The sequence below is a fragment of the Nocardia amikacinitolerans genome (assembly GCF_900215415.1).
Classification (GTDB): domain Bacteria; phylum Actinomycetota; class Actinomycetes; order Mycobacteriales; family Mycobacteriaceae; genus Nocardia; species Nocardia amikacinitolerans.
This window is the reverse complement of the sequence record NZ_OBEG01000003.1, coordinates 26,846-49,144: the sequence shown is the minus strand read 5'-3', so window position 1 is coordinate 49,144 and position 22,299 is coordinate 26,846. Positions and strand designations below refer to the sequence as shown.

The 22,299-nt window shown below is 69.7% G+C and carries 26 protein-coding genes; 9 read left to right on the top strand and 17 right to left on the bottom strand.

The window, feature by feature from the left end; all coding sequences use genetic code 11:
* Positions 1–197 precede the first annotated feature (197 nt).
* From CRP45_RS14570 to CRP45_RS14550, 5 genes are all read right to left on the bottom strand, one after another.
* The gene (locus tag CRP45_RS14570) at positions 198–656 is read right to left on the bottom strand and encodes an AMP-binding protein (RefSeq protein ID WP_097245550.1); all 459 of its coding nucleotides are present in this window, start codon (positions 654–656) and stop codon (positions 198–200) included.
* A 187-nt stretch (positions 657–843) separates the two neighbouring features.
* Positions 844–2,049 (bottom strand): FAD-dependent oxidoreductase, encoded by a 1,206-nt coding sequence (locus CRP45_RS14565; RefSeq protein WP_097245549.1) that lies wholly within the window; start codon positions 2,047–2,049, stop codon positions 844–846.
* Positions 2,050–2,284: 235 nt separating this feature from the next.
* The gene (locus tag CRP45_RS14560; protein WP_097245548.1) at positions 2,285–2,935 is read right to left on the bottom strand and encodes a PadR family transcriptional regulator; all 651 of its coding nucleotides are present in this window, start codon (positions 2,933–2,935) and stop codon (positions 2,285–2,287) included.
* An 85-nt stretch (positions 2,936–3,020) separates the two neighbouring features.
* Positions 3,021–5,060, bottom strand: a complete 2,040-nt coding sequence (locus CRP45_RS14555) for an MDR family MFS transporter (RefSeq protein ID WP_097245547.1) — start codon at positions 5,058–5,060, stop codon at positions 3,021–3,023.
* Between the two features lie 218 nt (positions 5,061–5,278).
* Positions 5,279–5,914 carry a TetR family transcriptional regulator gene (locus CRP45_RS14550; RefSeq protein WP_097245546.1) on the bottom strand — a complete coding sequence of 212 codons (636 nt, stop codon included), beginning with the start codon at positions 5,912–5,914 and terminating at the stop codon, positions 5,279–5,281.
* A 117-nt stretch (positions 5,915–6,031) separates the two neighbouring features.
* Between CRP45_RS14550 and CRP45_RS14545 the strand changes: the two genes are divergently transcribed.
* Together CRP45_RS14545 and CRP45_RS14540 are read left to right on the top strand one after the other, a co-directional pair.
* The gene (locus CRP45_RS14545; RefSeq protein ID WP_067790695.1) at positions 6,032–6,301 is read left to right on the top strand and encodes a hypothetical protein; all 270 of its coding nucleotides are present in this window, start codon (positions 6,032–6,034) and stop codon (positions 6,299–6,301) included.
* Between the two features lie 118 nt (positions 6,302–6,419).
* The gene (locus tag CRP45_RS14540) at positions 6,420–7,361 is read left to right on the top strand and encodes a sigma-70 family RNA polymerase sigma factor (RefSeq protein ID WP_245910145.1); all 942 of its coding nucleotides are present in this window, start codon (positions 6,420–6,422) and stop codon (positions 7,359–7,361) included.
* A 25-nt stretch (positions 7,362–7,386) separates the two neighbouring features.
* On the opposite strand, the gene CRP45_RS14535 is transcribed toward CRP45_RS14540, so the two are convergent.
* Positions 7,387–8,019, bottom strand: a complete 633-nt coding sequence (locus tag CRP45_RS14535; RefSeq protein ID WP_097245545.1) for a TetR/AcrR family transcriptional regulator — start codon at positions 8,017–8,019, stop codon at positions 7,387–7,389.
* Between the two features lie 145 nt (positions 8,020–8,164).
* On the opposite strand from CRP45_RS14535, the gene CRP45_RS14530 reads away from it, so the two are divergent.
* The 3 genes from CRP45_RS14530 (at position 8,165) to CRP45_RS14520 (ending at position 9,932) form a co-directional block, all read left to right on the top strand.
* A complete protein-coding gene (locus CRP45_RS14530) occupies positions 8,165–9,040 on the top strand; it encodes an oxidoreductase (protein WP_097245544.1) in 876 nt (291 codons plus the stop codon).
* A 62-nt stretch (positions 9,041–9,102) separates the two neighbouring features.
* Positions 9,103–9,558: a transcriptional regulator gene (locus tag CRP45_RS14525; RefSeq protein ID WP_084483358.1), complete on the top strand. Its 456-nt coding sequence runs from the start codon at positions 9,103–9,105 to the stop codon at positions 9,556–9,558.
* 74 nt (positions 9,559–9,632) lie between these two features.
* Positions 9,633–9,932, top strand: a complete 300-nt coding sequence (locus CRP45_RS14520; protein WP_245910205.1) for a DUF3817 domain-containing protein — start codon at positions 9,633–9,635, stop codon at positions 9,930–9,932.
* Positions 9,933–10,103: 171 nt separating this feature from the next.
* Here the strand turns inward: CRP45_RS14520 and rdgB are convergent, their stop codons facing one another.
* From rdgB to clpS, 10 genes are all read right to left on the bottom strand, one after another.
* Positions 10,104–10,715: an RdgB/HAM1 family non-canonical purine NTP pyrophosphatase gene (rdgB, locus tag CRP45_RS14515; protein WP_097245543.1), complete on the bottom strand. Its 612-nt coding sequence runs from the start codon at positions 10,713–10,715 to the stop codon at positions 10,104–10,106.
* Entirely contained in the window at positions 10,715–11,488 is a 774-nt protein-coding gene (gene rph, locus CRP45_RS14510) for a ribonuclease PH (protein ID WP_067790707.1), read from the bottom strand. The genes rdgB and rph overlap by 1 nt, the downstream gene beginning before the upstream one ends.
* 54 nt (positions 11,489–11,542) lie before the next feature.
* On the bottom strand, positions 11,543–12,307 hold the full coding sequence (locus tag CRP45_RS14505) for a cyclic nucleotide-degrading phosphodiesterase (RefSeq protein ID WP_097246069.1): 765 nt from the start codon (positions 12,305–12,307) through the stop codon (positions 11,543–11,545).
* 204 nt (positions 12,308–12,511) lie between these two features.
* A complete protein-coding gene (locus tag CRP45_RS14500; protein ID WP_097245542.1) occupies positions 12,512–13,231 on the bottom strand; it encodes a rhomboid family intramembrane serine protease in 720 nt (239 codons plus the stop codon).
* Between the two features lie 70 nt (positions 13,232–13,301).
* A complete protein-coding gene (locus CRP45_RS14495; protein WP_097245541.1) occupies positions 13,302–14,264 on the bottom strand; it encodes a PLP-dependent cysteine synthase family protein in 963 nt (320 codons plus the stop codon).
* A 4-nt stretch (positions 14,265–14,268) separates the two neighbouring features.
* On the bottom strand, positions 14,269–14,568 hold the full coding sequence (locus tag CRP45_RS14490; RefSeq protein WP_067790711.1) for a MoaD/ThiS family protein: 300 nt from the start codon (positions 14,566–14,568) through the stop codon (positions 14,269–14,271).
* Between the two features lie 32 nt (positions 14,569–14,600).
* On the bottom strand, positions 14,601–15,023 hold the full coding sequence (locus tag CRP45_RS14485) for a M67 family metallopeptidase (protein WP_097245540.1): 423 nt from the start codon (positions 15,021–15,023) through the stop codon (positions 14,601–14,603).
* Between the two features lie 176 nt (positions 15,024–15,199).
* Complete coding sequence (locus CRP45_RS14480) at positions 15,200–16,258, bottom strand: P1 family peptidase (RefSeq protein ID WP_097245539.1); 1,059 nt, start codon at positions 16,256–16,258, stop codon at positions 15,200–15,202.
* 2 nt (positions 16,259–16,260) lie between these two features.
* A complete protein-coding gene (aosR, locus tag CRP45_RS14475; protein WP_067790788.1) occupies positions 16,261–16,830 on the bottom strand; it encodes an oxidative stress transcriptional regulator AosR in 570 nt (189 codons plus the stop codon).
* A 45-nt stretch (positions 16,831–16,875) separates the two neighbouring features.
* Positions 16,876–17,196 carry an ATP-dependent Clp protease adapter ClpS gene (gene clpS, locus CRP45_RS14470; protein ID WP_067790717.1) on the bottom strand — a complete coding sequence of 107 codons (321 nt, stop codon included), beginning with the start codon at positions 17,194–17,196 and terminating at the stop codon, positions 16,876–16,878.
* An 84-nt stretch (positions 17,197–17,280) separates the two neighbouring features.
* Here clpS and CRP45_RS14465 point away from each other — a divergent pair, with 84 nt between their 5' ends.
* Positions 17,281–18,594, top strand: a complete 1,314-nt coding sequence (locus CRP45_RS14465; protein WP_097246068.1) for a nicotinate phosphoribosyltransferase — start codon at positions 17,281–17,283, stop codon at positions 18,592–18,594.
* Positions 18,595–18,640: 46 nt separating this feature from the next.
* Here the strand turns inward: CRP45_RS14465 and CRP45_RS14460 are convergent, their stop codons facing one another.
* Complete coding sequence (locus tag CRP45_RS14460; RefSeq protein ID WP_097245538.1) at positions 18,641–18,850, bottom strand: hypothetical protein; 210 nt, start codon at positions 18,848–18,850, stop codon at positions 18,641–18,643.
* 102 nt (positions 18,851–18,952) lie between these two features.
* Here CRP45_RS14460 and CRP45_RS14455 point away from each other — a divergent pair, with 102 nt between their 5' ends.
* The 3 genes from CRP45_RS14455 to CRP45_RS14445 are packed head-to-tail and all read left to right on the top strand — an operon-like array spanning position 18,953 to position 22,207.
* The gene (locus tag CRP45_RS14455) at positions 18,953–19,522 is read left to right on the top strand and encodes a nicotinamidase (RefSeq protein WP_097245537.1); all 570 of its coding nucleotides are present in this window, start codon (positions 18,953–18,955) and stop codon (positions 19,520–19,522) included.
* A 58-nt stretch (positions 19,523–19,580) separates the two neighbouring features.
* A complete protein-coding gene (locus CRP45_RS14450; RefSeq protein WP_097245536.1) occupies positions 19,581–20,126 on the top strand; it encodes a DMP19 family protein in 546 nt (181 codons plus the stop codon).
* 32 nt (positions 20,127–20,158) lie between these two features.
* Complete coding sequence (locus tag CRP45_RS14445; RefSeq protein WP_097245535.1) at positions 20,159–22,207, top strand: ATP-dependent DNA helicase; 2,049 nt, start codon at positions 20,159–20,161, stop codon at positions 22,205–22,207.
* Positions 22,208–22,299: the final 92 nt, after the last annotated feature.

The window sequence follows — 22,299 nt, the reverse complement described above, 5'->3', positions numbered from 1 at the left end:
CGCGATGCCCGTGCGGGTGTGCGCGCTGTCGCCCGCGACGGGCTTCGACTCGTGTGGGAACGAGCCTTCCCGCGGATGAGTCGACCAGCGTGCGCATAGGAGTACTTCCCCTGGAGAGTCTAGCGGCGCACGCTGGTCGACAACTCGAAATCCGCATGTCAGGGAACGATTTCCCGAAGCGGGACGTCGGCGCGCCGTCAGGAGGCACGCCGCATGGGCTCGCGCTCGGCGTCGGTGATCGGCGCGTCCGAGCCGGTGAGGTAGCGCACCAGCATCGAGCGGTCGTCGAGCACCAGCCAGCCGATGGCGTCGGTCAGTTCGCCGCGCCGCGCGTAGGTGGTGACGCCGAGAGCGGCCGACTCGACCGCGGCCGGTCCGGAGGCGGCGAGCACCGGGGTCGCGCCGGACTTGGCGATGGCCCAGCGGGTGACGGCCGACTCGATGGTCGGCTCCACCGCCATGGCGACCGTGGTGCCCGGGCCGGCCCCGTTGTCGAGCAGCACCCTCGCGAGCCGATTCGACCAGGAGTCCAGTTCGCCGTAGGTGAGGTCGCCGTCGGGGGTGGACACCGCGATGGCGGCCGGGTCGAAGTGGGTGACCGACGCGAGCGCGCCCGTCCGGGTCGGAACGGCAGGTGCGATGGTTTCGGTCGACATTGCGGTGCTCCTCGGGATTCGGGCGGCGTTTCTTGCTGACTACTAATCTCGCCGTCCGGGGCCTTTCTCGACAGGAACCCCAGTGCTGCCTCCGCACCTCCGAGGGTGAGCGATTCCCCACCCAAGGGGGAACGCGCGAACCGCCGGTCGCGAACGGCGTCGCGACCGGCGGTTGTGCGGACCGGCCTCAGGCGGGGACCGGCTCCGACTGGACCGGCGCGACCCAGTCGATGCGGTAGCGCTGCTCGGCACCCATGGTCTTCTCGGGGTTCATCACCGTCTTCACCATCAGCGGCATGAGCAGGTTCATCATCTTGCGCCCCACCGGACCTGGAGTTTTGCTGTGGTTGATCTTCGCGGCACGCGCCGCGACGCCCTCGACCCGGCCGCGGCGCAGCCGCTCGTAGGCCGCGAACGCCGCCTCCGGCTCCGGCAGATCCCGCAGGCACCTGGCCAGCTGCACCGCGCTCTCGATGGCCAGCGAGGCGCCCTGCCCGGAACTGTTGGACGGCGCGTGCACCGCGTCGCCGACCAGGACCATGCGGCCGCGGTACCAGTTCGGCACCGGGGGCATGATGTGCAGGCCGCCGGTGATCTCCAGTTGCTCCTCGGTGGTGTTGCGGGCCAGTTCGCCGCCGGGGGTGTCCGCGCCGTAGGTGTCGCGCAGGATCGACAGCCAGTGCGACGCCGGGACGGCGCGGGCCTCGGTGAGCGTCAGGTACTGCTTGTGCGGCAGGTTGGCGCCCCAGAAGACCCGCCCGTCACCGGTCGACCAGTACAGGTAGTACGCCTTCTGTCCGAAGGCGAAAACCATGGTGTCGGTGGGAATTTCGACGTCGCACTCGGTGGCAGCGCCGAAACCGAGCATGCCGGTGAATCGCGGGCCAGGCGCGTTCGGGTCGATCAGACCGCGCACGGTCGACCGGATGCCGTCGGCGCCGATCAGCACGTCCGCGGTCGCGGTGCTGCCGTCGGCGAAGCGCGCGGTGACACTGTCGGCGTGCTCGTCGACGCCGACCAGACGCTTGTCGAACTCGACGGGGACGCCCGCGGCCACCGCGTGGTCGTGCAACGTCTGGTGCAGTTCGGCGCGGTCCACCAATTGCAGCGGCGGTTCGCCGCGCAGGGTGGGCACGTGGTGCCGGGTGCGGCCGACCGAAAGCATCATCGTGGACACCGGCTGGGCGATGCCGCGCACCGGATCGCCCGCGCCGATGACATCGAGGGCGGCGACGCCGTTCGGTGCGAGCGCGAGCCCGCTTCCGATGCCGTAGGACGGGCCGGGGTAGGCCTCGTAGACGCGGGCGGCGATGCCCGCCTTCAGCAGGGCGGTGGCCGCGACGGGCCCGGCGATGCCGCCGCCGATGACGAGTGCGGAACGGATTCTGGACATGAGGTATCTCCTCGGGTTGGTTTCCCCGAACCGATCCGCGTACCGCGCACCCAGCTATCCTGTGGTTGCCAGCCTCGTGGCCGGGTGCGCTCCGTGCGGGCACGGTTCGAGACGGTTTCATCGGGCTCGGCGGTGGTGTTGCCGCACCTCCGCCGGGTCCGGTCTCGTGTATCGGCCACCGGGTTGTCGCCGGGCGGCCGTGTCTGCTTCGGCGCTGTCGCTGCCGATGCGCTGTCTACTCGGGCGCTTGCATCCCCCTCTCCACCATCTCGACGACGTCGGACGGCGCCATGCCGCCGGTGTGCATCTGCCGCCACAACGCCAGGTCCGGGAAGGTGCCGTCGACCAGCTCCGCGCGCCAGGAGCGGGCCCACGCGGCCTCGGCCTCCAGCATCGCGAGCCCGTATTCGGTCTCGATCACGAACAGGCGCGGCAGCGTGCCCGCGAGCCCGTCCAGTTCCCTGCGGATCCCGGCGATGATCGCGTCCAGCGCGGCGATCCGGGTGGCGAGCAGCTCGATCACCTCGTCCGGCGGCAGCGCGCCGATCACCGAAAGACCCGCCGTGAAGGCGTCGTGCTCGGTCACCGGAGTCGCGATCAATTCTCTTGTCCAGTCGGCCATTTCGGCCCGACCTTCGTCGGTGATGCGGTAGATGACGCGCTCCGGGCGCGCACCCTCGCGTTCGCTCCCGACGGGTTCGAGGAAACCGGCCTTGACCATGTTCTGGACCACCGTGTAGAGCGAACCCCACTTGATGTCCATGTCCTGGTCTTTGCCGCGCTCGCGCAGCTTCGAGGCGATCTCGTAGCGGTGCATCGGCCGTTCGATGATCACCGAGAGGATCGCGAGCGCCAGCAGGTTGTTCACCTTGCGCTTCGTGGCCATGACACCTCCTTACTCGCCTACGAATATACGTAAGCGAGTATTCGCGCACAAGTATCGTCCGGATCCGGGATTCCGAAAGGGGAGTTCAGCCGACGCCGGCGGGTTCCACCTCGTCCAGGTGTTCCTCCAATAGCTTTGCGGCGACGCTCATCAGGGCCTGGTCGAGGAGGGCGCGGTCGGCGGGGTCGCGATCGTCGCCGGTGTCGAGGCGTGCGCCGAGCCAGCGCCGCCATGCCGCCGTCACCCGATCGACTTCGGCCGAGCCGGTTTCGGTCAGATACAGGGCACCGTCGTCGGCGTCGACGTAACCCGCGCCGATGACCTTCCGGAAGACCGGCTCGATCACCTCGACCGGCACCCGGTGGGCGCGCGCGATGATCCCGAGGGTGGCCACGCCGCGAATCCTGCTGTGCAGGTATACCTGTCCCACCGCCCATGCTTGGCCGCGGCTGAGCGGGCTGCGCGCGTCGGCCAGAATCGCTGGGAAGACCGGCCCTTCCGCGCGCGCCTTGCGCATGGTCACCGCGACGGCGCGCTCCAGCAGACCCACCCGATCGCTGTTGTCGGGCACCGAAAAGCCCTCGCCCACATCGGAAGCGCCCGCACGTGCGCTGTCGCGCAACGGCACCTCCTTCAGGAACCAGGCCACCACGAATCCGGCCAGCGCGACCGGCACCACCCAGCGGAACACGTGGTCGATGGTCATGGCGTAGGCGTCGATGATCGGCGCGGACTGCGCCGGTGGCAACGCGCGCAACGCCTCCGGATTCGCCGCCACCTCGGGCGTCACCACCCGCACCTCGGCAAGCGCCCCTGCCAGATTCGGGGTGAGCTGGTTGGAGTACAGCGTGCCGAAGACGGCGGTGCCGAAAGCGCTTCCGAGCGTACGGAAGAAGGTGACGCCGGAGGTCGCGGTGCCGAGATCGGCGTAGGGCACGGTGTTCTGCACGACGATGGTCAGCACCTGCATGGCAAGACCGAGTCCGAGACCGAGGATCAGCATGTACAGCGATTCCTGCCAGACGCTGGTGTCGCGGCCCATCGTCGACATCAGATACAGCCCCAGCGCCATCACGGCGGTGCCCGCGATCGGGAAGTACCGGTAACGCCCGGTCTGCCCGACCACCTGGCCGGACAGGATCGAGGTGAAGAACAGTCCGGCCACCAGCGGAAGCGTCCGCACGCCGGACATGGTGGCCGAAACGCCGTCCACGTATTGGAGATACGCGGGCAGGTAGGTCATCGAGCCGAGCATGGCGAACCCGACGATGAAACTCAGGATCGAGCACACCGTGAAGACGTTGCCGCGGAACAACCGCATGGGCAGCATCGGCTCGGCAGCCCGCAACTCCACCGCGACGAACGCGGCGAGTAGGAGCACCGCCGCGACGAACAGGCCGATGATCTGCCAAGAGCCCCATGCATATTCCTGCCCGCCCCACTCCAGGCCCAGGATCAGGCAGGACACGCCAAGCGCGACCAAGCCGATGCCCGCGTAGTCGATGATCGGCTTGGCCGCGGCCTTGACGCGCGGAATGGTGCGCGCGGCCATGGCGATCATGACGATCGCGACCGGCACGTTGACGTAGAAGCACCAGCGCCAGCTGGCGTGGTCGGTGAACAGGCCGCCCAACGTCGGCCCGATCACCGTCGTGACACCGAACACCGCGCCGAGCGCGCCCTGATACTTGCCACGTTCGCGCAGCGGAATCGTGTCGGCGATGAGAGCCATCGCGGTGACCATCAAACCGCCGGCGCCGACGCCTTGGACACCGCGCGCGACGATCAGCAGCAGCATGCCGTTGGCCAGACCGGACAGCATCGAGCCCGCGATGAAGATCAGCGCGCTGAGCTGGAAGATCAGTTTGCGTCCGAACAGATCGCCGAGCTTGCCCGCCAACGCGGTGGCCACCGCCTCGGCGAGCAGATATGAGGTGACCACCCAGGCCATGTGCCCGGCGCCGCCGAGATCGGCGACGATGGTGGGCAGGGCGGTGGAGACGATGGTCTGATCCAGTGCGGCCATCAGCATGCCGAGCACGATCGTGGCGAAGATGACGTTGGTCCGCCCGCGACCGATCGGCTCCCTGCTGGATTCCTCGGCAACAGCAACTGCACCGGTCATCGTGCCAGTATGGTCCGACGCTCTCCAGGTGGCGGTCCAGCGACACGGCAGCGAACGCCGCGCGAGCGCCCACCGCCGTTCGCTGCGCGGCGGCCCGGTCCGCACGGCGCGGCGGCTATTCGGCGCGCTGGATTCTCCGCGGCACGCGGCTCGATGTTCGACGGTCCGGTCCGCACTGCGCGGTGGATGTCACCGCGGCGCTCGATAGTTGGTAGCGGTTACTCGGCGCGAACGGCGTACTCGCCGAGCCCCGGTTCCAGCGCGTCGAAGGCCACCCCGATGTACTCGGTCAGCGCCGCGGCGATCTCGTCGTTCGATTCGCCCGCGAGAGTGCGGCGCATGGTCTCCTCGAACAGCACCCGGTGCACGCCGCCGAGCTGGGCGGCGGCCACCCGCGGCGCGATATCGTCCTGCGCCGCACCGGTTTCCGCGGCGAGCGTGCGCGCGAGCGCGGCCTCCCTTTCCTCGTGGAACTCGCGCAGGCGGGCGAGCAGCGCGGGGCTCTCGGCGATCATCCTGGCGAACTCGAGACCGGAGAAGCCGACCACCGGATCCTGCTCGGCGGCCGCCGTGAGATAGGCGTGCCGCAGTGCGGCCAGCGCGGACCGGCCCGGTTCCCGCTCGCGCACGGTGCGAGCGAGCTGGTCGACGAAGACCTCGCCGAGATCGAGGGCGAGGTCTTCCTTGCGCGGGAAGTAGTTGGTCACCGTCATCTTGGCGACGTCGGCCGCGGCCGCGACGTCGGCGATCGTCACCTTGTCGAATCCGCGCTCCAGGAACAGCAGCGTCGCCTGATGGGAGATGTTCTCGCGCGTCTGCTGCTTCTTGCGGGCACGAAGTCCCTGTTCGGTCATGTCGGGAGCGTATCCGATCCCGTCATAAATTTGTAGTTGACATATTTTTAGGTCTGATCTAAGTTTGTCCTCGCCGCCGGAGACGACGGCACGAACCGAGAAGGAGAACCCCTGCGCATGACCCACGGCCCCCAGACCGCAGCCCCGATCCGCATCAGCCAGACCGACCGACAGGGAGCAGCCACCGTGGCCGACATCGACACCGCGCACCTCGAGACAGCGATCCGCCGACACCTCGGCGCCGCGCCGATCCGCACCGGCAAGCCGCCGATCACCGGATCGCACAACCTCTTCCACGGCGGACCCGCCCGCCACGACCGCGGCGTCCAGCGCACGCAGACCCATCGGGGCAAGCCGCGCCGCCCGCTGCGCATTCCGGGTCGCTGAGCGAAATCCGCCCGGCACACCCCCGCGGCGGGCCGCACGCCAACCGCCGCTACGGTCCGGCACCTCCGAACCGCCGCCGACACCGGACCGCCTCCTCGCTCGATCGAAAGGACCACCCGTGCCTCGCTCCACCGCCGCCACCCTCACCGAAGACCCGATGCGGGACTACCTGCACAACATCGGCCGCACCCCGCTGCTCACCTCCGGCGAGGAGGTCGCCCTCGCCGTCCGCATCGAGGCGGGCGTGCTCGCGCAACAGCGTCTCGACGAAAGCGCCGACGCCGGAATCGAACTCACCCCCGCCGAGCGGCGCGAGCTGCGCCGCGCCGCCGCCGACGGGCTCTGCGCCAAGGACCACATGATCCGGGCGAACCTGCGCCTCGTGGTCTCGATCGCCAAGCGCTATCCGACGCCGACCGGGGTGTCCCTGCTGGACTTGGTGCAGGAGGGCACTTTCGGACTGATCCGCGCGGTGGAGAAGTTCGATCACCGGCTCGGGCTGAAGCTGTCCACCTACGCCACATGGTGGATCCGCCAGTCCATCGGCCGCGCCCTCGCCGATCAGGGCCGCACCATTCGCATTCCGGTGCACGTGGTCGAGGTGCTCAACCGGATCAACCGCACCCGGCGCACGCTCGCCCAGAACCTGGGCCGCGAAGCCACCGCGGCGGAGGTGGCCGCGGAGCTGGACATGCCGGTGGCCCAGGTCGAGGAGGTGCTGCGGCACGGGCGCGAGCCGATTTCGCTGCACACCCCGGTCGGCGACGGGGAGACCGAGTTCGGCGGGCTGATCCCCGACGGCGCACCCGACCCGGCCGACGTCGTCGCGGCGAACATGCTGCGCGGCAAGCTGGACACGGTGCTCGCCACGCTCACCGACCGGGAACGCGAGGTGATCCTGCTTCGCTTCGGCTTGGATCGCGGCGAGGGGCGCACGCTGGAGCAGGTCGGCACCGCGCTCGGCGTGTCCCGCGAGCGGGTTCGTCAGCTCGAGGCGAAGGCGATGGGCAAGCTGCGCCAGCCGACCCGCGCGCGGCGTCTGGAAGGCATGCTCGCGTGACGCGGTGATCGAGTTCCGGTGGTGGTCAGGGAGTTTCGATCAACGCGAGCGCCACCGGAACCAGCAACTCCACCAGCGCCGACACCGGCGGCCGCGGATCACAGAGCAGCCACTCGTGGGTGAGTCCGTTGATCGCGCCGATCAGGGCGCTCGCCGCGAGACCGGGACCGCCGCGAATGTGGCCGCCGGGCGCAACGCGTGGCACCACGGCCGTTTCGAGCACAGCGGCCCAGGCGTGCCTGCGTTCGCGCCGGTGCCGCTCCATCCGATCGCTGACCCCGACCACCTCGATGAAGGCCACCTTGGCGCGGTACGGATCGGCGCCGAGCGAACCGAGGTATGCGGTGAGCACGGCGGTCATCGCGGCGCTCGGCTCCAGCCGCGGGTCGAGGGTGGCGAGTGCGTTGCCCACGGCGGCGACCGCGTCGTCCTGGATGCGGTCGTAGGCCGCGGCGAGGACGTCTTCCCTGGTCTCGAACTCCTCGTAGAACTGCCGCTTGGAGAGTCCGGCGGCGGCGCACACGTCGGCCAGCGAGCACTCCGTGTACCCGCGTTCGGCGAAGAGGCGCGTCGCCGCCTCCAGGAACCGCAGCCGCCGTTCCGCCTTGCGATCGGCGACGGCGCGCCCGCCGTATTGCCTCCCCACCGTGGTTGTCACGTATTCACCGTAGCGAACCCCCAGCCGGGGTAACGTCACCGAATCCCGGCGCGGCGATGCCGGCGCGACTGTCTGGGCCGATATTCTCCCCAGCGGGTGCGCGCGCTTCCTTCCCTCCGAACTTACTCCAGAGTAAGGTTGGCCCATGGCGTGGAAACCTACCGAACTCCCGGACCAGACCGGGCGCACTTTTGTCATCACCGGCGCGAACGGCGGCCTCGGCGCGGAGACCACCAAGGTGCTGGCCGCCAAGGGCGCGACCGTCGTGATGGCCTGCCGCAATGCCGCGAAAGCCGAGGAGGTGGCCGCCGCGATCCCCGGTGACGTGCGGGTCGCCAAGCTCGATCTCGCCGACCTGTCCTCGGTGCGCGCGTTCGCCAAGCAGTCCGGCGAGATCGACGTGCTCGTCAACAACGCGGGTCTGATGAACATCCCGTTCTCCCGGACCGCGGACGGCTTCGAGACCCAGTTCGGCGTCAACCATCTCGGTCACTTCGCGCTCACCGGGCTGTTGCTCGACCGCATCCGGGATCGGGTGGTCACGCTCGCGAGCATCGCGCACAAGCAGACACCGAAGCTCTGGATCGATGACCTCAACTACGAGAACCGCCGCTACCAGCGCAATCTCGCCTACGCGCAGGCCAAACTGTCGAACCTGATGTTCGCGCGCGAGTTGCAGCGGCGTCTCGCGGAGTCCGGCTCGAAGAAGCGCTCGTACGCGGTGCACCCGGGTGTCTCGGCCACCGACCTGTTCGCCAGGACGGAGACACCGCTCGACAAGGTCAGCAAGCCGTTCATCCGCCTGATCGGACACTCGCCGGCCAAGGCCGCGCACTCGACGCTGTTCGCCGCCGGGATGCCCGACCCCGATCCCGACGTCTACTGGGGTCCGACCAGGTTGTTCGGCAGCCAGGGACCGGTCCAGCCCTCGTCCTCGACCAGGCTGTCGAAGAACCCCGAATTGCAGCGACGACTGTGGGAAGAATCCGAGCGGATGACCGGGGTCACGTACAAGTTCTGAGGCGTCCGAGGCGGGGAGGGCTGCTCCTACGCACCCTGTAGTAGACGGGTACCGTAGTAGGCGTGTCCGCTTCTCCCCGCCGCTCGGCACACAATCGTCCAGCGCTGATCGTGCTGGTGATCGTCGCCGCCCTCGCCTGCCTGGCGCTCGGCTGGTGGCAGTGGGAGCGATTCGAGTCGTCCAGCGGAACCGGCCAGAACCTCGGGTACGCGTTGCAGTGGCCGTTGTTCGCGGGTTTCGCGGTGTTCGCCTATTTCCGGTTCGTGCGGTTGGAGACCGAGGCCGAGGAGCAGCACACCCCGAGCGCCGCCCCGCAGCGGACCGAGACCGTACGGAAGGCCGCGCCGCGTGAGATTCCGGCGGGCATCCTGCCGGAGCGCCCGAAGGCCGCGCGCGACGACGACCCGGTGCTCGCCGAATACAACAAATACCTGGCGGCACTGAACTCCAAGGAGCTCGGCGACCAGGTTCGCCAGGCGGGCCTTGACCCCCGCAACACCGAGAGGAGCGCCGGTTGAGCGCCAGCGAGAACGAGACCACCGTCGCCACCGAGCCCAAGGCCGCTCCCGCGCAGGCGGCGAACACCGCCAAGATCGCCTCGGCGCTGCTGCGCTACCGGGTGCTCGCCTGGACCACCGGCCTGTGGCTGCTGCTGCTCACCGGCGAGATGATCGCCAAGTACGGCTTCGACGCCAACCCGCCGAGCTGGATCGCGGTCGTGCACGGCTGGGTGTACTTCATCTACCTGATCGCTACCGCCGACCTCGCGGTCAAGGTGCGCTGGCCGCTCGGCCGCACCATCGGCACCCTCATCGCGGGCACCGTCCCCCTGCTGTCGTTCTTCGTCGAACACACCAACGCCAAGCAGGTCAAGACCGACTTCGGCGTCTGATCGCGGCATTCTTCCCGGCAGGGTTCCCTCGTCGCTGGGACCCGAGGCCGGCTCCCGCGGGCGCCGGTCCTCGGCGAACGCGGCGGCGCAGTCCGCTGGTTTCGCCGACCTCGCGTGGCGTCACCCCTCGTGAGCGCGGCGCGAGTCCGCCGGGTTCCGACCCGCGCGGGGTCAGCCCTCGGCGAGGGCGGCCAATGCGGGCAGCAACTGGCGTAGTGCCCGGCCGCGGTGCGAGGCGGCGTCCTTCTCCGCGGGTGTGAGCTGGGCGGCCGAGACCGTGCCACCGTCCGGGACGAACAGCGGATCGTAGCCGAAACCGCCCTCTCCCACCGGCTTCCGCGCGATCGTGCCCGGCCATTCGCCGCGCACCACGAGTTCGGTCCCGCCGGGCACCACCAGCGCGCAGGTCGAGACGAAGCGCCCGCCGCGCCGCTCGTCGGGGACGTCGGTCAGCTGAGCGAGCAGCAGCGCGTTGTTGGCGGCGTCGTCGCCGTGCCTGCCCGCCCAGCGAGCCGAGAGCACGCCGGGCATGCCGTTGAGCGCGTCCACCTCGATACCGGAATCGTCTGCGACACAGGGCAATCCGGTGGCGGCGGCCCCGTCACGGGCCTTGGCCAGCGCGTTCTCCTCGAATGTCGCGCCGGTCTCGGGCGCCTCGTCGTAAGCGGGCACGTCGTCCAAGCCGACGATCTCCACCCCGGCGACACCCGCCTCGTCCAGAATGCGGCGCAGTTCCTTCAGTTTCTTGGCATTGCGGCTGGCGACCAGAACGCGGCGACTCATCACTTCTTCTTCGACGTCTCGACCGGCTCCGGCAGCACGCCTGGGTACGGCAGCGCCAGCGCCTCCTTCTGCACCGTGAACAGCTGCTCGCAGCCGGCCAGCGCCGCGTCGAGGAGCTTGTCCAGGGTGGAGCGCGGGAAGGTGGCGCCCTCGCCGGTGCCCTGGATCTCCACCAGGGTTCCGGTGTCGGTGGCGACCACGTTCATGTCGACCTCGGCGCGCGAATCCTCTTCGTAGGGCAGGTCCAGCCGCACCCGTCCGTCGACGACGCCGACGCTCACCGCGGCGATCGCGCACGAGATGGGCTGCGGATCGGCGAGCCCACCGGAGGCGCCGAGCCAGGTCACCGCGTCGGCGAGGGCCACGTACGCGCCGGTGATGGCCGCGGTCCGGGTGCCGCCGTCGGCCTGGAGCACGTCGCAGTCGATGGCGATGGTGTTCTCACCGATGGCCGCCAGGTCGATGCAGGCGCGTAGCGAGCGGCCGATCAGCCTGCTGATCTCCTGGGTGCGCCCACCGACCTTGCCCTTGACGGACTCACGGCCGGAGCGGGTGTGCGTGGCCGCGGGCAGCATCGCGTATTCGGCGGTGAGCCAGCCGAGTCCGGAATCGCGCCGCCACGGCGGCACACTCTCGGTGACGCTCGCCGTGCACATCACCCGCGTCTGACCGAACTCCACCAGCACCGAACCGGCTGGATGCGTGGTGAATCCACGGGTGATCCGTACCTCGCGGAGTTCATCGTCCGCCCTGCCATCGGCTCGTCTCGACACGGGGCCAGCCTAGTGGACGACCACGACGCGTTCCGACCGCAACCCCGGCGTCCGTCAGATGTCGAAGGTCTCCCCCGGCGCGACCGCGTGCACCGGGCCGGTGAACTCGGCCTTGGCCTCCGCGATGACGTCCTCGCGCGAGGTCCACGGCGGAATGTGGGTCAGCAGCAGTTCCTTCACGCCGGCGCGGGCCGCGATCTGACCCGCCTCGGTGCCCGAAAGGTGGATGCCGGGCGGACGATTCGCCGGATCGTGGGTCCAGGAAGCCTCCGACATCAAGACGTCGGCGCCCTGCGCGAGCTCCTGCACGGCGTCGCACATCGCGGTGTCGCCGGTATAGACGAAGGTGCGGCCCGCCTTGGTGGTGATGCGCAGACCGTAGGACTCCGGCGGGTGGTACATCCGCCGCGCGACAACCGTGTGTCCGGGACCGAACTCCACCAGGTCGTTCTCGGCCCACGGCCGCATGTCGATCACGTCGGACCAGTCGTCGCATTCGCCGCCGACCTCGGCCGAGGCGTTGCCGATGCGCAGCGCGGCGTCCGAGGGTCCGCGCACGATGGCCCGACCGACCGGTGGGGTCGGGTGGTAGCGCCGCCACACCAGCAGACCGGGCATGTCGAGGCAGTGGTCCGCATGCAGGTGGGTCAGGAAGACGTCGACCTCGCCGGGATCGGCGTAGCGCTGCAACGCGCCGAGCACACCTGGGCCGAAATCTATGACGGTCGGATTCATATCCGGGCCGGTCAGCAGGTATCCCGACGCTGGGGAGTCCGGGCCGGACACACTGCCCGAGCACCCGAGGACGGTAAGGCGCATGCCCTCATGCTGCCACGACGAATTCTCGGTCACGAAATGGTCCCCCAAAATCTCCGACGGGCTGCGCTCTCACCGTGGTGCGCCAAGGATCCCCGCTCGATCCTTCCTACGGCGTCGACGTCCATTGTCAGAGCGTACCCAGCCGTGGGGCCGCTCACGCAGCACCCGCGAAATCACGGATCCGCCACAAGATTCCGCGCGGTCTCAGGCGACCGACGGCGACACGGCACGCCGTTGGCGCGGCGCGAGCAACCACGCCGCGACGACGCCGCCGATCGCGCCGAAAAGGTGTCCCTGCCAAGAGATTCCGTCCTGGCCGGGCAGGACGCCCCAGAGCAGCGAGCCGTACAGCACCAAGACGACGAGCCCGAGCACGATCTGCCCGACGCTGCGGGTGAACCACCCGCGCAGAATGAGGAAGGTCAGCCACCCGAAGACCAGCGAGGAGGCACCGATGTGCACGGTGCCGTCGGCGCCGGTGAGCCAGGTGCCCAGCCCGGCGACCACCCAGATGACCGCCGTCGCCGCGAGCCCGCGGCCGATCCCCGCCGCCAGGACCAGGAAACCGAGGACGAGCACCGGCACGGTGTTGCCCATCAGGTGGTCCCAGCCGCCGTGCAGCACCGGCGCCCAGAGAACGCCCCACAGCCCGTCCGCCTCGCGCGGTTCGATGCCGGCGCGGTCGAGTTCCCGGCTGTCGACGGCGTCGAAGCCCTCGATGGCGTACAGCAGCAGCACGAACCCGGCGATCAGCACGCCTGCCCGCAACCAGAGTTGCCGCAATGCGGCGAAGTCACCCGCCCGCCGCGCCGGTTGCGGTCGCGTCGGCGCCGCACCGGGCGTCACCGTGCCGGGATTGCCCAGCCGCGCCCGAAAGGCGGCGATGCGATCCGGGTCGAACGAGGGCCCGAGTCCGCCGGTCATGGCAACCTCCTGATCGATGCCACAGCTCGTTCTTCGAGCGTACCGACGCCGAGCCGCCGACCCGTGTCGCTCAAGCCCAGAGCTGGCCTTCCAGCCGCTCCTCCGCTTCTTCCAGCGTGCCGTCGTAGGCGCCGGTCGACAGGTACTTCCAGCCGCCGTCGGCCACCACGAACGCGATGTCGGCGCGCGTTTCCGCCTTGACCGCCTTGCGCGCGACGCCGAGCGCGGCGTGCAGGATGGCTCCGGTCGAGATGCCCGCGAAAATGCCCTCCTCGAGCACCAGCTCGCGGGTGCGCTTGACGGCGTCGAACGGGCCGACCGAGAAGCGGCTGGTCAGCACGGACTCCTCGTACAGTTCGGGGATGAAGCCCTCGTCGATGTTGCGCAGGCCGTAGACGAGCTCGCCGTATCGCGGTTCGGCGGCGACGATTTCGATGTTCGGGACCTTCTCGCGCAGGAAGCGCCCGGTGCCCATCAGGGTGCCCGTGGTGCCCAGCCCCGCGACGAAGTGCGTGATCTCGGGCAGGTCCGCGAGCAGCTCCGGTCCGGTCGTCTCGTAGTGGGCGAGCGCGTTGGCGGGATTGCCGTACTGGTAGAGCATGACCCAGTCGGGGTTGGCCGCGGCGATCTCCTTCGCCTTGGCCACCGCCTGGTTGGAGCCGCCCGCCGCGGGCGAATCGATGATCTCCGCACCGAACATTGTGAGCAGCTGACGCCGCTCCACCGAGGTGTTCTCCGGCATCACGCACACCAGCCGGTAACCCTTGAGCTTGGCCGCCATCGCCAGCGAGATGCCGGTGTTGCCGCTGGTGGGCTCAAGGATGGTGCAGCCGGGCCGCAGCAGACCGTCGGCCTCGGCCTGCTCGATCATGCGCAGGGCGGGGCGGTCCTTGATCGACCCGGTGGGATTGCGATCCTCCAGCTTGGCCCACAGCCGCACGTGGTTCTCGCCGTCCCACTGCGGGGACAGCGTGCGCAGGCCGACCAGCGGGGTGTTGCCGAGGGTCGCGATCAGCGATTCGTAGCGGGCCACGGACTCAGCTGATCCGGTCGACGTGCGTCCGCGCGCCACCGGCGACGGCGGGCAGGATGGTGACGCTCGCGCCCTCGGGCACCTCGGCGGCCAGACCACCGACGAAGCGGACGTCCTCGTCATCGATGTAGATGTTGACGAAGCGGTTCAGCTTGCCGTCCTTCAGCAGGCGCTCGGCAAGGCCGGGGTGGTTGGCGTCGAGGTTGTCGATCAGCGCGGACAGCGTCTCGCCCTCGGCCTGCACGCGCTTCTGGTCGTTGGTGAGACCGCGCATGATGGTCGGGATGGACACGGTTACCGACATGGGTACTCCTCGGTTTTCGTCAGGGCTCGGGGTCAGGCGGTCTCGTAGGCGGCGACGATCCGCACCGGTTCCTCGGTGACCTCGCCGTCCAGGATCCGGTAGCTGCGCAGCTCGTGCTGTTCGGGGTCGCGCGTCGAGACCAGCACGTAGTGCGCGTTGGGCTCGGACGCGTAGGAGATGTCCGTGCGGCTGGGGTAGGCCTCGGTGGAGGTGTGCGAGTGGTAGATCACCACCGGCTCCTCGTCGGCCGCGTCCATCTCGCGCCACACCTTCAGCTGTTCGCCGGAGTCGAAGCGGTAGAAGGTCGGCGAGCGTTCGGCGTTGACCATCGCGATGAATCGCTCCGGGCGATCGGACCCTTCCGGGCCCGCGATGACCCCGCAGGCCTCGTCGGGGTGGTCGGCGCGGGCGTGCGCCACCATCGCCTCCACGAGGTCGGCTCTGATCACCAGCACTAGTCGAACCCTTCCGCATATCTTCGCCGACCGGTCACAGCCGACAACGAGCCAGAATATTCGCCTATTCCCGGCGCCTCGTTCCCCGGTCCTCGTTTCCCCCGTTCGTCGGCACACAGGTTCTGCTCACCGGTACGGCGTGTCGCGCGGCGCGTCTGTGCGAAAGGTGTGTGGCGTCAGTCGAGGAAGAGGTTGGTGTAGGTGGGGATGTGGGCGACGGGGGTGGCGGTGAGGATGGCGTTCACGATGGCGCGTTCGACGCAGAGGGCGGCGGCGGTGCAGAGGGCGTCGAGGAGTAGCAGGTCGTCCGGGAAGGCGGGCGGGAGCGGGACGGGCGCGATCCGAGCGGTGCCGGTGGACACGGCGAACAAGGTGTCGCCGTCGAGGGGCGAGTGCGCGGGCCGGATGGCGCGGGCGAGACCGTCGTGCGCGGTGGTGGCCATCCGGCGGCATCCGGCCGGTTCCAGCGGCGCGTCGGTGGCGACGACGCCGATCGTGGTGTTGAGGACGGTGCCTTTCACCGGCAACGCGTTCGCGCTTGCCAGCTTTTCCGGACTCGCCGGACGCAAGCCGAACCGCCCGGGTCCGTCGGTGCCTACTCCCCAGGGCAGGCCGGTGCGTGGATCGAACACCGAACCGACCGGGTTGGCGACCACCAGCGCGGCGACGGTGGCGCCCGCGGCCGGACCGTCGTCGAGCACGAGACTCGCGCTGCCGATGCCGCCTTTGATCGATCCGGCGCGCGCACCGACACCCGCGCCGACCGAGCCGCGCTCGAAATCGGCGGATGCCGCGGCGGCGGCCCGGTAGCCGAAATCGGCGGTCGGGCGCGCGTACCAGTCGCCGACCGGGAGGTCGAAGATCACCGCGCCCGGCACGATCGGCACCACCCGGTCGGCGTCCTCGGGGTCCATCGGAATGCCTTCGCCCTGCTCCTCGAGCCAGCGCATGACGCCGTCGGCGGCCGCGAGACCGTAGGCGCTGCCGCCGGTGAGCAGGATCGCGTGGACTTGGCGGACGGTGTTGGACGGGTCGAGCAGATCGGTCTCGCGGGTGCCGGGTCCGCCGCCGCGCACGTCGACCGCGGCGACCGCGCCGCCCGGTGCGCGAATCACCGTGCAGCCGGTGGCCGCGCCCGAACCGAGGGTGGCGTCGGGGTCGAGGGCGTGATGGTGGCCGACGAGGAGCCCTGCGACGTCGGTGAGCGAATCGCGTGGGCCCGGCGCTGCGTTCATGGTCAGGGAGCCAGGGCTTGCAGCAACGTGTCCTGCATCCAGGTCAACCAGTGGTAGACGTCCAAATGCGGACCGCGCGGATCATCGGGATCCAGATGGTCGGGCGTGTCGGCCTCGATCCCCAGCACGGTGCCCAGCGCGAGCCGGACGTCGGTGAGCGCGGTGAGCCACGCGTCGGCCTGTTCCGGGGTGAGCACGATCTTGCCGCCGTCCGGCGGGACGGTGTCGAGCACCACCGCTCCCGCGGCCAGCTTGCTGTCGATGATCTCCGGCTCGTGCAGGCCGCGCAGGGCACTGTTCAAGTCGGCGCGCTCGGCGTCGGGGGAACCCGGCTCGGCGCGATGGAAGTCCGGCAGCAGCCGCAACAGCCGCGGGTCGTCCGGCGGGGCCGTGTTGCCCGTGCGCAGGCCGGTGAGCGCGGCGAGTTCGTCCTCGGGCGCGGACTGCGATCGCTCGGAAAGCAGCCCGGACACCGCGCCGACCAGGGAGCGCAGTACTCCGGCCTCTCTCGCGTCCATCTCGGTCCGCAATTTGAGGCCGCTCAACGAGTTCTTGCGGCTCCACTTACGCACCGCGCCTGCTCCGTTCACGCACGAGCGCCAGGGTAGTCGTACCGATCAGTCGTCCCGCTGCATGGTCGCCCACAGGCCTGCCGCGTGCAGTCGACGGACGTCTTGCTCCATTTTGTCGCGCGATCCGGACGACACCACAGCCTTTCCTTCGTTGTGCACCTGCAGCATCAATTCGGTCGCCTTGGCTTTGCTGTACCCGAAGAGCTTCTGGAATATGTAGGTGACGTAGTGCATCAAGTTGACCGGGTCATCCCACACCACGGTCACCCACGGACGGTCCTCCGCCTCCAGGATCTCGGTGTACTCGACCGCTTCCGGAGTCGCCTGTGCCGCCGACAGTGTCGAGTTCGTTTCGCACAAGCTCATAACGTCCAGGGTACGACTCGACTCCGGAGATACAACACCCGCGCACCGCCCGCCCCGCGCGTCCCGCTGGCTACAGTGGCCGGTGTGGACCACCGCGACGCCGTCGCCAGCACCGCGCTGCTGACCGACCAGTACGAACTCACCATGCTGGCCGCCGCGCTCGCCGACGGCTCCGCGCATCGCACCTGCACCTTCGAGGTATTCGCCAGACGCTTGCCACACGGCCGCCGCTACGGCGTCGTCGCCGGAACCGGACGTTTGCTCGACGCGCTCGCGGACTTCCGGTTCGGCGAATCCGAGCTGGCGATCGTCGCCGAATTCCTGGACGAGCGGACGCTGAACTGGCTGCGCGACTACCGGTTCACCGGCGACATCGACGGCTACGCCGAGGGCGAGTTGTATTTCCCGGGTTCGCCGATCCTTTCGGTGCGCGGCAGTTTCGGTGAGTGCGTCCTGCTGGAGACGCTGGTCCTGTCGATCCTCAACCACGACAGCGCGATCGCCTCCGCCGCGGCGCGTATGGTGAGCGCCGCGGCGGGACGCAGGATGATCGAGATGGGTTCGCGGCGCACCCACGAACTGGCCGCGCCATCGGCGTCCAGGGCCGCCTATCTCGCGGGCTTCGATGCCACGTCCAACTTGGAGGCGGTGCGCCGCTACGGACTGCCTGGCGCCGGCACCAGCGCGCACGCCTTCACCCTGCTGCACAGCGGCGCCGACGGCGCGCACGAGGCCGCCGCCTTCCGCAGCCAGGTCCAGACGCTCGGCGTCGGCACCACCCTGCTGGTCGACACTTTCGACATCACCGATGGCGTGGCCGCCGCGATCGAGGTCGCGGGCACCGAACTCGGCGGTGTGCGTATCGATTCCGGCGATCTCGGCGTGCTGGCCAGGCAGGTGCGCGATCAGCTCGACCGGCTCGGCGCGAAGAAGACCCGCATCATCGTCTCGGGTGATCTGGACGAGAACGCGATCGCCGCGCTGCGCGCCGAACCCGTCGACGTGTACGGCGTCGGCACCGCGCTCGTCACCGGTTCGGGCGCGCCGACAGCGGGCATGGTCTACAAGCTGGTCGAGGTGGACGGGTTGCCGGTCGCCAAGCGCAGCAGCCACAAGGAGTCGCGCGGCGGCACCAAGAAAGCCGTTCGGCTGGCGCGCGATACCGGCACCATCGTCGAGGAGATCGTCTACCCGGCGACCGGCCCCGCGCCCGAGACCGGCGAGTTCGAGGCGCGACAGCTGCTGGTCCCGCTGGTCCGTGACGGCAAGGTCGTCGACGGACTACCGACCTTGGCCGAGAGTCGAGCGCTGGTGTCGAGCGGTCTGATCAGCCTGCCGTGGGAAGGGTTGAAGCTCTCCGACGGCGAGCCCGCAATTCCGACGACATTCCTGAGCTGAGGTAACCGACCCGAGGTGACCTTCACCGTGTCAGGCGCGGTGGTGGTCACCGTGGGTCGTCGGCGCGTCGGTTGCCGACCGCGGCGAGCAGCAGCACGATCAGTGCCGCGATCACGGCGACCAGGATTCCGCCTGCCGCGAGGACGACCCATTCGACGCCGCTCGGCCAGTCGCCGTTCATGGCAAGCGAGGCGGCGGTGTAGCCCGCGCCGGACCCGACACCGATCCCGGCGCACCTCTTCGCTACATGGCTCATGATTCCTCCAGTACGAACCGAATTCGCCGCGCGAGACGAGGCGGCAAGAGGTAATCACCGGCGGGGTAGTCTTCGTTTACATCACGCGAAAGGTGTCATGAGATGAACCGGGCGTTGATCATCGTCGACGTGCAGAACGACTTCTGCGAAGGCGGTTCGCTGGCCGTCGAAGGAGGCGCCGCGGTCGCCGAACGCATCAGCGACCACGCGGCCACCGGCGAGTACGCCGCGGTCGTCGCGACCCGCGACTATCACGTCGACCCGGGCGCGCACTTCTCCGCCGACCCGGATTACGTGGACAGCTGGCCCCCGCACTGCCGCGCGGGCACCCCCGGCGCCGAGTTCCACCCGAAGCTGGACACCGCACCGATCCAGGCCGTCTTCTCGAAGGGCGAATACTCCGCCGCCTATTCGGGTTTCGAGGGCGCGACCGCCGAAGGCGTCATCCTGGCCGAGTGGCTGCGCGAACACGACGTCGACACCGTCGACGTGGTCGGCATCGCCACCGATCACTGCGTGCGCGCCACCGCGTTGGACGCCAGGTCGGCCGGATTCGAGACGCGCGTGCTGCTGGATCTGACCGCTGGGGTGGCGCGGGCGACGACCGACAAGGCCATCGACGAGATGCGGACCTCGGGCATCGACGTCGCGGGGGAACTGCCCGTCCGCTAGCGGACTTCGCTCGTCCCGGCGCGGCCGGACCTCGCAGCGCCCTCTAGGGTCCACCCCCGTGGATTACCGATTTCCGGCGAGCGCCCGCGCCGCCGTCGCCCGAGCGCTCGCCGACGCCGACGACATCGCCCGCGCCGCGGACATCGTCTTCTGGTCCAACCCCGCGACCGAGGAACTGCGTGCCGACCCGGTCCGCCGCCGCACCGCGCTGCCGCCCGCCTTCGCCAACCTGATGGTGCTCGCCGCGCTGGACGAGCACATCGACGCGGGCGGCTTCGGCCGCTATCTCGCGCGGCGGGTCGACGAACTCCCCTGGCTGCCCGGCGCGCTGCGGGCCGCGGGTATGCCGGGGCTGGCGGCCGCGGTGGTCGTCGCCGGCTACGAGGCGCTCGCGGAATCGCACGACGACGCCGACCTGGATCGGCTCTGGGACGACGAGTACGCCGTGCTCGAGAACCCCGACCAGATCAGGCAGCCGCCGGACAGCTCGCGGAAGAACCGTGCGGACGCGCTCTACGACGCCAACGAGCCCGCGGATTTCCAGCAACGCGTGCTGGAGTACGCGCGCGCCAACCTGGACGACTTCGTCCGGCCCGACCGGTGAACCGTGTCGGTGCCGAGCAGTAGGCTGCACGCGTGCCCGAGCTGCCCCCCGTCTCCGACCTTTTGGCCACCGCCGTGCACGCGCTCGGCGGCAAGGAGCGCTCCGGGCAGGTGACGATGGCGGCGGCCGTCGACCACGCGATCGACACCAAGGAGCATCTGGCCGTGCAGGCCGGGACCGGGACCGGCAAGTCGCTGGCCTACCTGGTGCCGAGCCTGCGGCATGCGGTGCGCACCGGGCGCACGGTGGTGGTCTCGACCGCGACGATCGCGCTACAGCGCCAGCTGGTGGACCGCGACCTTCCGCGCCTGGCCGAGGCGCTGGCCAAGCCGCTCGGCCGTCCGGCCCGCTTCGCGATTCTCAAGGGCCGCAACAACTATCTGTGCCTCAACAAGATCAACAGCGCCATTCCCGACGAGCCCGCCGAGGCCGAGCTCTTCGACGCGTTCGCCATCTCCCGCCTCGGCCGCGAGGTGCAGCGCCTCAACGACTGGGCGTCCAACACCGAGACCGGCGATCGCGACGAACTCGCGCCTGGCGTCACCGACCGCGCCTGGCGCCAGGTCAGCGTGTCCTCGCGCGAGTGCCTCGGCAAGTCGCGCTGCCCGTTCGGCCAGGACTGCTACGCCGAGCGCGCCCGCGCCGAGTCGGCACAGGCCGACGTGGTGGTGACCAACCATGCGCTGCTCGCCATCGATGCCATCAGTGGCATCCAGGTGCTGCCCGAACACGATGTCGTCGTCATCGACGAAGCGCACGAGCTGGTCGACCGGGTCACCGGAGTGGCCACCGCCGAGCTGGCGCCGACCGCGATCAGCGCCGCCGCCCGCCGCTGCGCCAAACTCATCGACGAACGCGAGCTCGACCGGTTGGAAGGAGCGGCCGAGGCCTGGCACGAGGTCCTCGACGCGTTGCCGCCGGCCCGCTGGGACACGATGCCCGACGGCGTCGCCCAGGTGCTGGCCCTGGTGCGCGATGCCGCGTGGAACGCCCGCACCGAACTCGCGCCGCCCGGCAGCAGCACCGCGCAGGGCGATCCCGACACGGCGGCCGCGCGCACCCTGGCGCTGGCCGCGATCGACGAGGTGCACGACAGCGCCGTCCGCGCGCTCACCGCGTTCGACGAACCCGATCCGGCATCCCGGCGCGACGTCATCTGGCTGGCGGCCGAGGACGCGCGCGGCGGCGTGCCGCGCAAGACGTTGCGCATGGCGCCGCTGTCGGTGGGCGGGTTGCTGCGCTCGCGGCTGTTCGGCACCGCCACCGTCGTGCTCACCTCGGCCACCCTGCAAATCGGCGGATCGTTCGACGGGCTCGCGGTCACCTGGGGATTGCCCGCGCAGTCCGCGAACCGCCCCGACACCGGGACGGCCAACGGCGCCCAGGCGCCGTCCGACACCGAAACCGTGCGCTGGAGTTCGCTCGACGTCGGATCCCCCTTCGACCACGCCAAGTCGGGCATCCTCTACGTCGCCAAACATCTGCCGCCGCCGGGCCGCGACGGTCTGCCGCCCGCCTACCTCGACGAGATCGAGCGCCTGATCGACGCGGCGGGCGGACGCACCCTCGGCCTCTTCTCCTCCATGCGCGCCGCCCGCGCCGCCACCGACGCGCTGCGCGACCGCTTGAACACACCGGTGCTGTGCCAGGGCGAGGACTCGACGGGCGCACTGGTCCGCAAGTTCGCCGACGATCCGGAGACCTCGCTGTTCGGCACCCTGTCGCTGTGGCAGGGCGTCGACGTGCCAGGCCCGTCGCTGAGCCTGGTGATCCTGGACCGCATTCCGTTCCCCCGGCCCGACGACCCGCTGCTCGCGGCGCGGCAGCGCGCGGTCGAATCTCGCGGCGGCAACGGCTTTCTCACCGTCGCGGCCAATCACGCGGCACTGTTGCTCGCCCAGGGCACCGGCAGGCTGCTGCGCAGCGTGGACGATCGCGGTGTCGTCGCGATCCTCGACTCTCGTTTGGCCACCGCCCGCTACGGCGGTTACCTGCGTGCGACGCTCCCGCCGTACTGGGAGACCGCCGATCCGGAGGTGGTCGTGAAGGCGTTGAAACGACTCACGGCGAGCAGCGTCTGACCGCGCGCAACCGAACTGTGATACCGCTCACAAACATCCGTCGTTGATTCCGTGTGGAAGTAAATTGGGCGGTGGTACTTCGGTGAACCCCA

What these genes read in the sequence shown, in the direction of transcription:
- CRP45_RS14490 (WP_067790711.1), bottom strand. Translation starts at nt 14,568, where the DNA reads ATGTCGGTAACCGTGTCCATCCCGACCATCATGCGCGGTCTCACCAAC.
- CRP45_RS14505 (WP_097246069.1), bottom strand. Translation starts at nt 12,307, where the DNA reads ATGCGCCTTACCGTCCTCGGGTGCTCGGGCAGTGTGTCCGGCCCGGAC.
- CRP45_RS14530 (WP_097245544.1), top strand. Translation starts at nt 8,165, where the DNA reads ATGGCGTGGAAACCTACCGAACTCCCGGACCAGACCGGGCGCACTTTT.
- CRP45_RS14550 (WP_097245546.1), bottom strand. Translation starts at nt 5,914, where the DNA reads ATGACCGAACAGGGACTTCGTGCCCGCAAGAAGCAGCAGACGCGCGAG.
- rdgB (WP_097245543.1), bottom strand. Translation starts at nt 10,715, where the DNA reads ATGAGTCGCCGCGTTCTGGTCGCCAGCCGCAATGCCAAGAAACTGAAG.
- CRP45_RS14565 (WP_097245549.1), bottom strand. Translation starts at nt 2,049, where the DNA reads ATGTCCAGAATCCGTTCCGCACTCGTCATCGGCGGCGGCATCGCCGGG.
- CRP45_RS14460 (WP_097245538.1), bottom strand. Translation starts at nt 18,850, where the DNA reads ATGAGCCATGTAGCGAAGAGGTGCGCCGGGATCGGTGTCGGGTCCGGC.
- clpS (WP_067790717.1), bottom strand. Translation starts at nt 17,196, where the DNA reads ATGAGCTTGTGCGAAACGAACTCGACACTGTCGGCGGCACAGGCGACT.
- CRP45_RS14480 (WP_097245539.1), bottom strand. Translation starts at nt 16,258, where the DNA reads ATGAACGCAGCGCCGGGCCCACGCGATTCGCTCACCGACGTCGCAGGG.
- CRP45_RS14570 (WP_097245550.1), bottom strand. Translation starts at nt 656, where the DNA reads ATGTCGACCGAAACCATCGCACCTGCCGTTCCGACCCGGACGGGCGCG.
- CRP45_RS14500 (WP_097245542.1), bottom strand. Translation starts at nt 13,231, where the DNA reads ATGACCGGCGGACTCGGGCCCTCGTTCGACCCGGATCGCATCGCCGCC.
- CRP45_RS14560 (WP_097245548.1), bottom strand. Translation starts at nt 2,935, where the DNA reads ATGGCCACGAAGCGCAAGGTGAACAACCTGCTGGCGCTCGCGATCCTC.
- CRP45_RS14545 (WP_067790695.1), top strand. Translation starts at nt 6,032, where the DNA reads ATGACCCACGGCCCCCAGACCGCAGCCCCGATCCGCATCAGCCAGACC.
- CRP45_RS14555 (WP_097245547.1), bottom strand. Translation starts at nt 5,060, where the DNA reads ATGACCGGTGCAGTTGCTGTTGCCGAGGAATCCAGCAGGGAGCCGATC.
- CRP45_RS14455 (WP_097245537.1), top strand. Translation starts at nt 18,953, where the DNA reads ATGAACCGGGCGTTGATCATCGTCGACGTGCAGAACGACTTCTGCGAA.